Source organism: Sphingopyxis indica, from assembly GCF_032879645.1.
GTDB classification, from domain to species: Bacteria; Pseudomonadota; Alphaproteobacteria; order Sphingomonadales; family Sphingomonadaceae; genus Sphingopyxis; species Sphingopyxis indica.
On the sequence record NZ_CP076394.1, the window covers coordinates 1,113,078 to 1,126,399 of the forward strand.

13 protein-coding genes are annotated in these 13,322 nt (G+C 61.9%); 10 read left to right on the top strand and 3 right to left on the bottom strand.

The window, feature by feature from the left end:
• Positions 1-25: 25 nt before the first annotated feature.
• The 3 genes from KNJ79_RS05450 to KNJ79_RS05460 are packed head-to-tail and all read left to right on the top strand — an operon-like array spanning position 26 to position 6,181.
• Positions 26-5,551, top strand: coding sequence for a phage tail protein (locus tag KNJ79_RS05450; RefSeq protein ID WP_317153116.1), 5,526 nt, complete (start codon positions 26-28; stop codon positions 5,549-5,551).
• A 4-nt stretch (positions 5,552-5,555) separates the two neighbouring features.
• Positions 5,556-5,876: a hypothetical protein gene (locus KNJ79_RS05455; protein ID WP_317153117.1), complete on the top strand. Its 321-nt coding sequence runs from the start codon at positions 5,556-5,558 to the stop codon at positions 5,874-5,876.
• Positions 5,873-6,181: a hypothetical protein gene (locus KNJ79_RS05460; protein WP_317153118.1), complete on the top strand. Its 309-nt coding sequence runs from the start codon at positions 5,873-5,875 to the stop codon at positions 6,179-6,181. The genes KNJ79_RS05455 and KNJ79_RS05460 overlap by 4 nt, the downstream gene beginning before the upstream one ends.
• On the opposite strand, the gene KNJ79_RS05465 is transcribed toward KNJ79_RS05460, so the two are convergent.
• The 3 genes from KNJ79_RS05465 to KNJ79_RS05475 form a co-directional block, all read right to left on the bottom strand.
• The gene (locus KNJ79_RS05465; protein WP_317153119.1) at positions 6,178-6,555 is read right to left on the bottom strand and encodes a dATP/dGTP diphosphohydrolase domain-containing protein; all 378 of its coding nucleotides are present in this window, start codon (positions 6,553-6,555) and stop codon (positions 6,178-6,180) included. The genes KNJ79_RS05460 and KNJ79_RS05465 overlap by 4 nt on opposite strands.
• 2 nt (positions 6,556-6,557) lie before the next feature.
• Positions 6,558-6,938, bottom strand: coding sequence for a hypothetical protein (locus KNJ79_RS05470; RefSeq protein ID WP_317153120.1), 381 nt, complete (start codon positions 6,936-6,938; stop codon positions 6,558-6,560).
• A gap of 73 nt (positions 6,939-7,011) precedes the next feature.
• Entirely contained in the window at positions 7,012-8,910 is a 1,899-nt protein-coding gene (locus KNJ79_RS05475; protein WP_317153121.1) for a hypothetical protein, read from the bottom strand.
• A gap of 70 nt (positions 8,911-8,980) precedes the next feature.
• On the opposite strand from KNJ79_RS05475, the gene KNJ79_RS05480 reads away from it, so the two are divergent.
• The 7 genes from KNJ79_RS05480 (at position 8,981) to KNJ79_RS05510 (ending at position 13,256) form a co-directional block, all read left to right on the top strand.
• On the top strand, positions 8,981-9,277 hold the full coding sequence (locus tag KNJ79_RS05480; RefSeq protein WP_317153122.1) for a hypothetical protein: 297 nt from the start codon (positions 8,981-8,983) through the stop codon (positions 9,275-9,277).
• The gene (locus KNJ79_RS05485; protein WP_317153123.1) at positions 9,274-9,492 is read left to right on the top strand and encodes a DUF7940 domain-containing protein; all 219 of its coding nucleotides are present in this window, start codon (positions 9,274-9,276) and stop codon (positions 9,490-9,492) included. The genes KNJ79_RS05480 and KNJ79_RS05485 overlap by 4 nt, the downstream gene beginning before the upstream one ends.
• A 49-nt stretch (positions 9,493-9,541) precedes the next feature.
• Positions 9,542-10,117: a lysozyme gene (locus tag KNJ79_RS05490; RefSeq protein ID WP_317153124.1), complete on the top strand. Its 576-nt coding sequence runs from the start codon at positions 9,542-9,544 to the stop codon at positions 10,115-10,117.
• Positions 10,114-10,590 carry a hypothetical protein gene (locus KNJ79_RS05495; protein ID WP_317153125.1) on the top strand — a complete coding sequence of 159 codons (477 nt, stop codon included), beginning with the start codon at positions 10,114-10,116 and terminating at the stop codon, positions 10,588-10,590. The genes KNJ79_RS05490 and KNJ79_RS05495 overlap by 4 nt, the downstream gene beginning before the upstream one ends.
• Entirely contained in the window at positions 10,590-10,856 is a 267-nt protein-coding gene (locus KNJ79_RS05500) for a hypothetical protein (protein ID WP_317153126.1), read from the top strand. Before KNJ79_RS05495 ends, KNJ79_RS05500 begins: the two co-directional genes overlap by 1 nt.
• A 307-nt stretch (positions 10,857-11,163) precedes the next feature.
• Entirely contained in the window at positions 11,164-12,360 is a 1,197-nt protein-coding gene (locus tag KNJ79_RS05505; protein WP_317153127.1) for a tyrosine-type recombinase/integrase, read from the top strand.
• Entirely contained in the window at positions 12,357-13,256 is a 900-nt protein-coding gene (locus KNJ79_RS05510) for a hypothetical protein (RefSeq protein WP_317153128.1), read from the top strand. Before KNJ79_RS05505 ends, KNJ79_RS05510 begins: the two co-directional genes overlap by 4 nt.
• Positions 13,257-13,322 lie beyond the last annotated feature (66 nt).

A 13,322-nucleotide genomic window follows, 5' to 3' on the forward strand; every position in this document is an offset into this window, starting at 1 on the left:
TCGCAACCGCATCTATGCCGCGAGGATGCACGGTTTCTCAGGCGCCAAAGGTGGCAGCGGCGGTAGCAGCAGTTTCAAGCAGCGGCCCGATACGCTGCGCTCGACCGACACGTTCGAGGGTTTGCTCGGACTGTGCGCCGGCCCCATCAAGGGACTGACGCGGGGCCTCAAATCTCTGAAGATCGACGGCACGCCTCTCGAAGACGAGAGCGGCAAGCTCAACTTCGAGAATTTCCTCGCCATTCTCGCCGACGGCGATCCCACCTCTTTCCCTCAGGAGGTGAATCTCCGACTAGGCGCAGGCGGCTCGCCCGTCGCCGTCAATCTGGCACTATCAAACACCAATTCGAGCGGCCCCGGGCCGTGGGTCACAAAGTCGATCGCCAACACCGGCGCGGACTTCCTCGATTTTCGCTTCCTCGTCAACCAGCTCTATCGGCAGGACAAAACGGGGATTTTTGAGCACACGGCCAACATCGAAATCCAGCTCAAGCCCACCGGCACGACGAACTGGATTTCGCCGATGCTGGGCACGCCGTCGCAGTCGTATAGTCAGTCGGGCATTCCGTCCTCGCTCGCGGGGCAGCGGGTCTATATCCCCCGCGCCAAGTACGACCCCTCGGGCAATTACAAGCCCGAGACGAACCTCGGTTATTTCAAGATCACCGGGAAGACGACGAGCGTCGCCGTCCACGAACTGCGCATCACGGTGCCGAATACGGATGCCTACGATAACGTGGGCTGGGATGTGCGTGCGCGCCTCATCGAGAAAGAAAGCGTCGACGCCGACCCCAACTTCGAAAAGCGCACGATCACTTGGGAGTCCGTATCGGCGGGCTACAACACCAAGCTGGGCGTCACCGAACCGTGGCGGGGCCTTGCCTGGCTTCAGGTCTACGGGAAGGCGTCGGACCAGCTGACGGGCGTTCCCACCGTCGAGGGCGAGTACGATACGCTGATCGTGCCCGTACCCCCCACGGGGGTGTTCGATCCGGAGACGCGCGCTTACACGACGGCGATCTGGGACGGGAGCTGGGCTCGGTCCTTCACGACCGACCCGGCGTGGAACATCAACGGCCTGTTGTCCGACGCTCTCCATGGCATGGCCTCGGTCTCGCCGGGCGCGCATCTCAATAAGTGGGACGCGCTTGAGGCGTCCAAATGGTTCTCCGAGATGGTGCCCGATGGGAACGGCGGCACAGAGCCTCGCTACTCCCTGAACATCGCGATCAACGAGCCCCAGAAGGCGGCCGAGTTCGTCCCCTATTTGGCGGGCGCGGTCGGTGCGCTCGCGTGGGAAGAGAACGCGGGCGAGTGGCGGATCAAGGCGGACAAGCCTGAAAACCCCTCGGACCTCTTCACTCTCGAAGCTATCGAAGGCGAGTTCCGTTATTCGCACACCAACGTCGATACGCGCTTTAACGACATCACGGTCGTCTTCCTCAACAAGGAATTCGGCTATCGCGAAGATCGTGTGCGGGTCGTCGATTCCGCGCACATCGCCCGGTTTGGGCGTAAGCCCACGACAATTGTCGCCATCGGCTGCACCGGGCGTCAGGAAGCGCTGCGGCGCGCGATCATGCGACTGCGGGTATCGACCCGCGAGACCCGGATGGTCAATTTCACGACCAACCGCCGCGGTCGTCTTGTGCGGCCTCTCAGCACGATCCTGATTGCTGACGGCGATCTCGGCACGCTTATCGACTCCGACGAGAATACGCGCTCGACGGGGCGCATCATCAGCGTCGCTCCTGATCGCATGAGCGTCACGGTGCGGGATCCCCTGCGCCTCGAGCTCGGCGTTGACTACGACGTCACCTTCACGCTGCCCAATCCGGACTACGCGCCTGACGCGGACGTTGATCCGCAGGGTGAAGACGTCACGCTTCCGACGATCACCCAGACCGTCGCTCTGACGAACACGGCGGCACAACGGGGCAACGTCACGACGCTTCACTTGGCCTCGGCCTTGCCCGCGAATGTGGCGCCGAACGCCAACCTGGCGCTGCAGGCGACCAATCTCCCGGCACTGCCGAAGCAGTATCGTGTGACGCACGTCGAGCCGGACGGTGAGCGCGTTGCCATTTCCGCCATCGAGATCGACACTGGCAAGTGGGACGCCTCGGACTCGGGCGTGGCCGAGGAAGGCTATGTGCCCCCCAGCAATGTGGTGGTGCCTCCTGTCCTGAACGCAGTCATTTCGACGGGCTCGTTCGAGAGTGACTACGGCACCAATCTCACGCTGAACGTCAACTGGGAGCGCCCCGCGGGCGCGATGCTCGCGGGCTATCGAACCGAGTATCGGGTCAATGGCGCCGACTGGGTTCGCATCAACTCGCGCACCAGCCTGACCTCGATCGAGATCGTCAATCCCCAGTTTGGCAAATGGGACTTCCGTATCACGACCCTCGACAGGGCGGGTCGGACCTCGGAGCCGGTCGTCGTTTCGATCGTCGTCGATGAGAACCTGAAGCCGGGCTACTATGCCGATGGCACGCCGATCGATGACCTGAAGCCGGCCGAGCCGGGGGCGACCGAGGGTGGCACCATCGGCGATAACATCAAAGACGAAGACGGAAACGTCGTTCCGCCTGAGGATCTTTACACGAGCCTCGGGATCTCGCTCGATACCTTCAAGGTCAATGGCGTCGCTTCGGAAGACGTCCTCAACGCGATCTCGACGGCTCAGAGCGATCTTCAGGATCTGTTCGACACCTATGGCGACGTCGCTTCCGCAGCAGAAAGCGCGGACATCGCGATCGCCAACGCCAAGCTGGCCGCTGCCTTTGGTGCCTCACAGGGGATGACCCCGAACGGCGACCTGTCGCAGGGCATCACCGGATGGGATGGTGGCGACGGCGAGAACGACGGGGCAGGGCGACCGTGCCTGTTCGTCCCGGCTCAGAACTGGAATGGCGCCGGCACCGTGCTGGTGAACAGCACCAACGTGCGCCAAAACATGCGCGAGCGCGCGCATCAGGTTCTGCCCAACCGAAAGTATCGGGTCTACTGGCGCTACTATCTGACGGCGGCGTGCGCGAACGCGGTCTATATTCGCAAGTTCGACGCCACCGGCGCTTATGTGAACGTGGTCACCGCGCACACCACGCCTGGCTCTCCTCCGATCAATACTTGGATCGAGGGCAGCTTCGACTTCGACACCGCCGCTCTCGGCGACGCGGCCATGTTCGCGATCAGCTTCAACTCGAACACTGCGGCTGCAGCGGCGACGGTCGGCGTCGACTATCTCTACGTCGAGGACATCACCGAGAGCAAAGCCGCCGAGATCAGTGCGACCGCTGCCTCTGGTTCGGCCGCTGTAGCATCGGCGGAAGCGGCAACTGCTGCCTCCGATCGCTCGCTCACGGCGCAATACGCTGCCAACGCCTTTCGCGCCACGACGGCAAAGATGGCCGACAGCACGCACTTTACGCTCAACCCTGCCCCGACGATTGGTGCCGAGATTGCTGCAACCCCGGTGGCGGGCACAGGTGGAGCCTTGTGCTTCTCGCTGAGTTCCCAGAACTATCTCAGCACCTTCAACCTGGTCCCGGTTGCACCCGACCGGACCTATCGCTTCTACGTCGATTGCGACACAAACGGGGGCAACGTCGCGGTCGCGGTTTACCCCCGGCTGTTCGGTGAGTCGGGCGGCTCTCTGTCGAACCCGAAGATCGGCAACTTCACGGCTACCGATACGCGCCAGATTAAGACCGTGGACCTGACCTATTCCGCTGCGGAAATCGGGATGGCGACCCAGCTCCGTCCTGCACTCAAGAACAATCAGGCCTCGGGCTGGCTCCGCGTTTACGGCTTCTGGGTCGAGGACGTCACCGAGAGCAACGCTTCGGCCTCGTTCGCTGACATCTCGGAGGCGCAGCAGGTTCTCGCCACCGCCGCTGCGGCAGCTGCCAAGCAGAGCGAGGTCATGTCGGCTCAGCTCGCGTCGCAGGGCTATTTTGACAACGGCAACTTTGCCCAGTGGAGCGGCACCACCAACAACGCCCCCGATGGATATGTCTGGTGGGCGGGCTCCCCCACCTACACTCGCTACAGCGGTGGTCGCTACGGGTCGCCCTACTACATGCGAATGGACGGTGGGGCCGGACTGGTCAACGCGGGCATTCGGCGCTTCATTTACACGGGTCAATACGCCCAGCCCTTCGGCCCCGACCAGTGGGTTGTGATTGAAGCGGACGTTCGTCTCCGGGGTGGGGACTTCCGGGGCTCCGGCATCCTGTTTCGTCATTCGGGGGTGTCCAATCAGGACGCGATCCTCGACTTCTACAACGACCCCGACACGGCAAAGGCAACGGGCAACGGCATTGGGGCGGCTGGAATCCGCTCGTGGCGCAAGCTGGTCAAGATGTCGGGAACCTACAACCCCGCCAACACGACGCTCAACCTCTACCTCATGAACAAGTGGTCCGCGTTTCCGTCTTCCTCGGGCGCATCGAATGAGACGTCGATCGACTGGTATTATGTCAACGTCCGACCTGCGAATGATGGTGAGATCAAGGCCCAGCAGGTGGATGACTTGTCTGCCGAGATCACGTCGGTGTCGAGCGTCCTCGCGACCCACGACACGCAGCTCGCCGACCTCGAGACGACCGTCTCGACGCAGGGTGCCACGATCTCGACGCAGCAGACGTCGCTGAACGGGTTGCAGCTGCGCTACAGCGTCACGCTCAACTCCAACGGCCACATCTCGGGCTTCCAGCAGAACAACAACGGCACGACGAGCGACTTCATCGTCCAGGCCGACAAGTTCATGGTCGCGATGCCGGGATATACTCCGAAGGTCATCTTCGGCGTCAACGCTGCGGGCGTGCTCGTGAATGGCGATTTGCTACTCAATAACGGTCGGATCATCACTGACACCGGCACCTTCATGGAGGTTGCCGGCAAGGGGTTCGGTACGAGCAACCAGTTCCTGCGCTGGTATGGTCCCAAGATGGCGCTCAACCTCTGCTCGGAGAGCAACGGCGTCTTCTGGATCAAGACCAATGGCGACGCCTATTTCGGTGGGACGCTGTCGGCCGGGGTTCTGAAAAACTCCCTTGCGACGAGCAGCACCCTTCCCGACGCCTCCGTTACGGTGGGGCCGTATGGCACCAACGGCGGTCCGAAAGTGATCGCGCTCAGCTGGACATACACACAAACCCTGACCCGATATTACCCAGCTACGGTCCAAGGGCGGAGCGATTTCGACTCCGACGCTGCCGCCTATGCTTCAGGCTCATACACGGTCCCGAGCAGCAGCCTGGCGCTCACGCAGAAGGCGGGCTCCAGCACGGTGGGGACGCAAACGAAGACTACGACGGTTCAAACGAGAACCTTTTCCGGTGAGCGCCCCGTGTCGGACGCCACTACCGCCACGATCACGCTCAACACCACGATCGCCTTCACATACACCGAAAATAACGCCTCTTTGGCTGATCGCGAAACAACGGCTCAGCTGACCCGTGCTGGCGGCGTGTTCCAGACCATCCCCAATTACGGGACCACGAGCACCGTGCAGCGGGTTTCCGTTGTCGTAACCGAGGAGTAAACCAGTGCCCGAATATCCCCCGTTGACCCCCGAAGAACAGGCCACGCTCGATCAGCTGACCTACCAGCAGGCGATGGCCGACTGGGAGACCGCAGAGACGGCCCGTTTGGCGGAGCTGGCGCTGTTGGCGCCGCTCGATGACTGTGGTGAGCTGGAAGCGATGATCACGGCGTTGGGTTCGATCGCTGACGCTGCGCTGAGCGACGATCTCAAGGAACGCGCGGGCCGCGTGAAGAAGATCGTGAGCCTTGATCTGAAGGTGCTGTTCGACCGCCGCGCGGCTCTGGAAATCCCGACCCCGCAGCCGGAGGCACCGCCGGAATGAGACGCCTGATCCTCCTGCTCGCGCTTGCGCTGGCAAGTTGCGGGGGCGGTGCCCCCGATGGCTACCGGTTCGAGAAGAAGGAGTTCACCCGGGCGCGCCCCAACATCACCTTCGTGGTGCACCCGTCGATCGGGGACCTGCGCAAGGCGGGGCCGAAGCTCGAAGACGGGCGAGAGCTCATGGCGTGGGGCGAGATCCTCCCAAACGAATGCAGGGTCCACATCGTGGACCCTGCAGTGTCGTATCAGCCGCAGTGGATCGGTCACGAGGTGACGCACTGCGTGTATGGGAGGTGGCACGGCTAGCCGGGCTTACCCGCAACAACTCGGTCGTCCTCGCCGACGTCGCGAAGAAAGAATGTCGTCAGCGCCATCCAGTTCCAGGCCGCCAGCACGGCGTGGGGCAAGCCGGTCCAACGCATGTGGATGTCGGGATTTTCCGGATATGGGCCAAACTCCCCGTTGGGGCCGACATCGAGATCTTCGCCGCGCGCCCAAGCTTGGCCGTGCCGCATTGCGGAGGCGTAGCAGGACATCCAGTCGAAGCCCTTCTCCCAGTTTCGAGCGGCATATTTCTGAGCCCCGATCGTATAGACCTTTGCGAGCTGCTCAAGCGCGTCGGCAGGAATGAGGTCATAACGAGTCTTGCCCTCGTTGTAGCGAAGTGCAGTGTCGGTCACGATCAGACTCCCAGCTTAAAATAGTGCGGGCGCGGCTGCGGGCGCTTGCGCGGAATGGCGTAGAGAATTTCCCACAGACCATCGCGCCCGGTGGCGAGCTCGACGGTCCCTTCCTCGTACTGCCGACGAGCGCGGCGAAGCTCGGGGGCGGCATTGTTCCAGCCGGTGCCGGCGCGGCGCCGCGCTACGGTGAAGCGGACCATCTCAGGGCGGCCGTAGCCGCCGTGGCGCTCCTGCCGGGCGTGCAGCAGATGCTCGCTCTCGTTGATTAGTTCCCACACGTCGCTGAGCTCGAAGCCCAGTGCGGTGGCAGTCTTGAAGGGGCTCCGGCTGCGCCGGTAATGCTCCAGAATTGCGGCTTTATCTTGGGGGGTCAAACTCACTAAAAATCTCCGGGTTGATGCCCGGAGATCTAATTAGTGCCGAAGAATCTGGCTCTTAGTTTCCCAGAAGTCGCTATGCGAGAGGGTGGATTACCACCTGATCCGCGTAGTCGACTTCCTTGTGAGTAACGATGAGCATCTGCTCAAGCTGGTCGGACAGGGACGCGACGGCCTCGGCGGTGGCCGCGGCGCGCTCGGCGTCCATGTCACTGTCGATCTCGTCGCCGATGAACACGGGAAAGATCTGACTGACCAACACGCGGCCGAGCCCGATGCGAACAGCGAGATTGGCGACTGTCGCGCCTGCTCCCGACAGGGTGCCGATGTCCTGACCGTCGACCATGATGTTCATGTCTTCGTCGACTTCGACCGATGACAGCACGCCGTTGGTCATCTGATGGATGAGGCTTGTCGCCACCTTCGACAGCGAGGGGGCGAGATAGGCTTTGACCAGCCCGCGGGCATCGGCCAGCGCTTTGGCGCCGTCGGAAAAATCTTTCGCCTTCTGCTTCGCGTCCGCGATCTTCGCCTGCGCCTCGTCATAGGCGTTGCGCTGCGTCCAGTAGGCGGCGAGGAGCTGGTCATAGACGCGAGATTCGACAAGCGCCTGTGACAATTCCTCTGCATTCCCCTCGGGCACTTTGAGGTTCTGCAACGCGGTGCGCGCCTCCGCCGCTGCCTCGGCTCGTGCTTCCCACCGTTCGCGTTCTGAAGCCTTCGCCCGGTAGTCAGCAAGAAGCTCCCGCGCTTCGGCCAGTTCCTTGCTCACGTCCTCCGGCTCGACGTAGCGAGCGATCTCGTCCTCGAGCTCGCGGCGGCGATCGGCTTGAGCGTGCGCGGCACGCTCAGCAGCGGGGTCCTCGACGAGCACTTCGGGATGAAGAGTGGTCGCAAGGGGGGTCTCCCACATCTGGTTGGCCCTCTCTTCGACCTTGATCTCGGCCAGCGAAAGCTCGGGCTCGACAAGCCCCTCGGGGCGCCCGGGCACGAAGCTGTGGTCGCACTGCGGACAGGTTACCTCGTCGCCGTCGGCGGCCTGCAACTGGTGCCACACATGCCGCATCTGCTCCAGTTCCTCGGACGTGCGTGTCGGTTTCGGGCCGCGGCGGTCCAGCTCTGTCCGAAATATGTGGTATGCTTCGGACGCCTCAATCTGCTCGAGGGTGTAGACGGGCAGGGGGATACGCTCCAGTTCAGCCAGCCGGGCCTGATGCGCCTGCCGCAGCGACCGGGCAGCCTCGGCACGGCCCTCAAGATCAGCAATGTCGACCGAAGGGGCAGCAACCATCGGCGGCTCCTCTCCGACCTGCGCGACGATCGCCTCGAGCCGGGCCTTCTCCTTCTCATAGGTCTGCACGGCGGCGAGAGCTGTCTCCAACTCCTCGACCGGCCGATAGGACACCGGCCGCGCGGGCTCCTCAGGCCGGACCAGCCCGTCGGCGAGCGCCTCAGCGAGCTTGCGGTGTCCGGTCGCCTCGTCCTTGCAATCCTTCTCGGCCTTCTCCTGCGCGGTGAGGCCGAGGATGCGATCGATCAGCCGCTTCCGCTCTGCGGGCTTCATCTGGCTGAGGCGCTCGCTGTCCTTCTGACGAGCAGCGCACACGACGTCAAACACGTCGAGGCCGAAGCCGAGGATGTCGAGCAGCTTCTGGTTCACAGCCTCGGTGTTCACCGCCAGCACTTCGCCGTCTGGTCCCCAGAGCGTCTCCTTCCGCGGCAGACGCTCGACGCGATACTCCTTGCCCGCGATCTCGAAAATGCCCTCGGCGCTCAGCGCCTTGTAGTCCGACGCGGGACCGCGGAGCGCCTTCTTCCCGAACAGCAGATACCGAATGAGCTCGATCGAGCCGAACGTCTTACCCGATCCGTTGGGGCCGACGAATGCGGTTGAGCCCGGTTGAAGGGATAGGTCGCCGGACAGCGAGATTCCGTTGGTAGGGAAGGTGACCGAATAGGTGAGTTTTTTGATCATGAAAGCTCCGTTCGAAATTTGAAGCAGCGGGTCAAACGCTGATCGGAAACCCGCACAGCGAGATGGAAGAATGGCCAACGATCCTGCCAACGCTGCCCAGGTGAAAGTCATTGCCGAACAGATGCTCGACGTCTGGGAGGCGCGTCAGGGCAAGAAGAACGCCAGCTGGCCCGCGTGGGGCGGGCTCGTGCTGTCGGTTCTGGGGATCGCCTACATGGCCGGAGGCCTGTCGGGCGACGTGGCGATAGCAAAGACGGATGCCGCCGCCGCGCGCGCGAAGGTCGAGGCCGTCGATACCCGTCTCAGTCGGCTCGAGGAAAATGTGAAGTTCCTCGTCGACGCCGAGAAGGAAAGGCGCAAGCGGTGAAGATCTCTCTGATCGACGAATGGCGCGACGCTTGGCGCTACGCCTCGGTCTGGGCCGCAGGCGCCGGGCTCAGCATCCTGACTGTCTGGAACATGATGCCGGACGCGGTGCGCGAGCGAGTGCCCGATTGGATCGAAATCCTCGTGGGCGGCGCCCTCTGGGGGCTCGTGTTCCTCGCGCGCGTGACCAAGAAGAAGGAAAAGACCAGTGGCTAGGCCACCTGCAGAACGCGCTGCGCGCAACAAGGCGCTAGGGCTCACTGGGGTGATCGGCACGATCGCCGCCAGTATTCTCTACATCACCATTCCGGCCGACGAAGGCACCGAGTATCGCGCCTACCGCGACATCGCTGGTGTCTGGACCATCTGCAACGGTGACACCAAGAACGTCCGGGCCAACATGGTCGAGACGCCCGAAGGATGCCGCAGGCGCCTCGAGAAGCAGCTCATCGTGCACGCCAAGCCCATGATGGAGTGCGTGCCGCAGCTCAAGGCGTCGGGACGCGACTATCAGCGAGCGGCCATCACCTCGCTGGCCTACAACAACGGCGTCACCAATATCTGTGGCTCGACCGCGGCGAAGCGCTTTCGCGCGGCCGACTGGGTGGGCGGCTGCAATGCCTTCCTTTCGTGGAAGAACATCAAGGTCTCGATCTCGCAGGTGGCCCGCTACCGCAAGAGCGGCGAATCCTGCTTCAAGTCGAAGAACGGGCACTGGTACTGCTCGGTGCGCGGTCTTCGCCTTCGCCGTGAGCGCGAGCGTCAGGTTTGCCTAACCAACCTGATCCCCGGCTACACGCCCGCCAACCTTCATCAGCGCATCGAGAGGTACATGCCGTGATCGCGTATCTGAAATCCGCCGTCGGCATCGCCACGATGCTGGTCATCGCCGCGCTTCTCGCGTGGGGCCTTCGGGTCGATCACCTGCGTGCATACTGGCACGACAAGTACGACGTGATCAGCGACCAGGCCGGCAAGGTGCTCGACAGCGTCCGCATCGCCTCGGACAATCCCGATCTCGAATGGGAGGACACGGCCACGCAGATTGATCAGCTCGATGCGTCGCTGACCCAGTGGAAGGGGACTGCGCAGACGCAGAGCCAAATGATCGACGAGCTCGGCCGTGACACTGAACGGCTGCGCGCCGAGAACGCTGAGCTCGCGGCCAAGGTGGCCGTGCTTAACCGAAAGCGGGCCGAACTGATCCGTCGTCTCGACGAAGACGCCATGGACCCCGGTGATCGTGCCGATTGCTGGGCTCAAATTCGCGAGGCCGAGGACGCCTTGAACCAGCTCTACAAGGAGGGCTTCTGATGCGCGCCGCTCTATTCGCAGTGTTTCTGCTCGCCGGTTGCGGCGGGCCGACCGTCATCAAGGACCGGGTCGAGCACGTCTCGGTGCCGGTGATCCAGAAGTGCGCCTCGGAGAAGCCGACCAAGATCGTGCCGCTCAATGAGCAGGTCGCGGACGCCGACTGGGCCGCGCTGTCGCTGAAGCAAAAGAGCGAACGTGCTGCCGCGCAGGGGCTCCGTCGGATCGGCTATACCGACGCGCTGGAAGCTGCCACTTCGGCGTGCTAAATCCTTTACACCCCGTCGGCTAAGTCTTTGATAAGATTGCAGGGAATTCCCGAGTGTTTTACAGCTAAGTGTCTGAAAACATGAGGTAACCACAGGAATCATAATCCGCGTGTCGGGGGTTCAAGTCCCTCCTCCGCTACCAATTTCCTGTTTGCCAACACCTGTTGGTGATTGAAAAAATCCCTAATTTCCGCTAGTTTATGACCAGTCGCTGATTGTCGGCGATTGCCTTTGTCTGCCTGTAATCGTGGAAGATGGGGGCCTTTTTTGGGGGCATTGCAAAGCCCCTACGGAAGCGAGGCCCCCAATGCCGCTGACCGATACCGCGATCCGAAACGCAAAACCCAAGGAAAAGCCCTACAAAGTGGCGGATTCGCAGGGGCTTTATTTGCTGGTCAATCCGAGAGGCAGCAAGCTTTGGCGTGTGAAATACCGTATCAACGGTGTGGAGCGAAAGCTGGCGATTGGGTCTTATCCGGAAATCACGCTAGCAGAGGCGCGTTCGGCACGCGACGCGGCTCGCCGGCAAGTGGCCCACGACATCGACCCCAATTTTGCCAAGCGGCAGGCTCGCATAGAAGCAAGTATGCGTGCGGAAAACAGCTTTGCGAAAGTGGCGGAGGAGTTGATCGCCAAGCGAGAAAAGGAAGGCGTGTCGCCACGCACGCTGGAAAAATATCATTGGCTGCTAAAGCTGCTGGGAAGCGAGTTTGGACGCAGGCCGGTTGCCGAGATCAGTCCCGCCGAACTGCTGCATGAAATCAAACACCACGAACGACGGGGGCGGTATGAAACTGCTAAGCGGCTTCGTTCTTTTGCCAGTAGGGTGTTCCGGTACGCGGCTGCCACGGCACGGGCAGAGCGAGACCCTGCACAATTGCTTTTGGGCGCGCTCATCCAGCCGAGGGTCAAGCACTTTGCGGCGATCACCGACCCCGTCGGGTTTGGTGGGTTGCTCCGGTCTATTGAGGACTACGAGGGCGATCCGGCAGTCATGCACGCGCTCAAACTGACGCCGCATCTGTTTCAGCGACCCGGCGAGTTGCGGCATATGGAATGGGCCGAGATCAACTTTGAGAAAGCAATCTGGACGCTGCCGCCCGAGAAAATGAAAATGCGGCAGCCCCACGCGGTGCCCTTGTCGCGGCAGGCATTGGAGATTCTGGAGAGTATGCGTGGGCTGACCGGGAAAGGGAAATATGCGTTCCCATCGGTTCGGACGCGAGCGCGTCCAATTTCTGAGAATACCATCACCGGCGCTTTGCGCCGCATGGGCTACACCAAAGAGCAGATGACCACGCACGGCTTCCGTACATCGGCTTCCTCGCTGCTAAACGAATCTGGCAAATGGAATCCCGACGCTATCGAGCGGGCGCTCGCGCATATGGTGTCCGGCGAGATACGCCGCATATACAATCAGTCGGCCTATTGGGCTGAACGTGTTGAAATGGCGCAGTGGTGGAGCGACTATCTGGATGAATTGCGCGACGGAGGAAACAGATGACAGGTCGCCCCCGTGAAGGTTGGAAAATCTTTGGAGACGGGGACGAAGCCGACAACGTGCCGCTCTGGAAGGTGCTGGCTCAATTCAGATCGGACGATCTGGACGAGGGCTTGAGCCTCAACGCGGCGATCATCAATCACGCCAAGCCGTCGCCGCTGCGATTTTATAATCTCGCTTTCATCATCAGCTTCGTGTTTGGGTTCCTGTCTATAGTCTTCCTGATCGGCATCCTTGTCTCGGGGCATTCGACAGCAACCGACATCTTCTACTACCTCACGCTGGCTTCGCTGGCAGCCACGATAGCGCCGCACCTTGGTCGGCAGGCATATCAATATGGCCTGAAAATCCCCGACGCGCCGTTGAAACTGCCCCACGCGTCGGACCGGCTCTTTGACGAGGTGCTGGGCTATTTGCAGAAGGTGGACGGCCCGAAAGCCTATTATCTTTCCCGCTTCCGCAAGCAGCGGGTTCCGCTCAAACGCAGGCAGTTCTTCGGCAAGCTGCGTTATTTTCTGTTCTCCGAACACAGCAAGGATCGGGGGATGGTCATGCGTTACCCGACCGCGATGTCGCTGCCCGCCGACCTTTATCTTCATCGCGATGATGTCGAGACGATGCTCGCGATGAGCAGACCGAAGCGGAGAGGCGGACCTGGCCGGAACACCAAATACCGCTATGACGATGCGATTATCTCGCTGATCGGCGACCCCCGGCTAGGCACTCTGGATATGACCGATCGAACGGCGGCCATCAGCACCGTCAAAGATTGGCTGCACAAATGGCTCGAAAACAATGCCGATGAGTCCGGTGACGTGCCCCGCCGCGATCAGTTGACGCGTTATGCGGAAAAAATCTGCACGCATTTGGAAATGATCGCGTCCGCCCAAAGGCGCTGACCCGCGTTATCGTTTTTCGATCGCTGCGAAAGGATTTCCGGACGGCATCCGTGCATTTCTGTAACC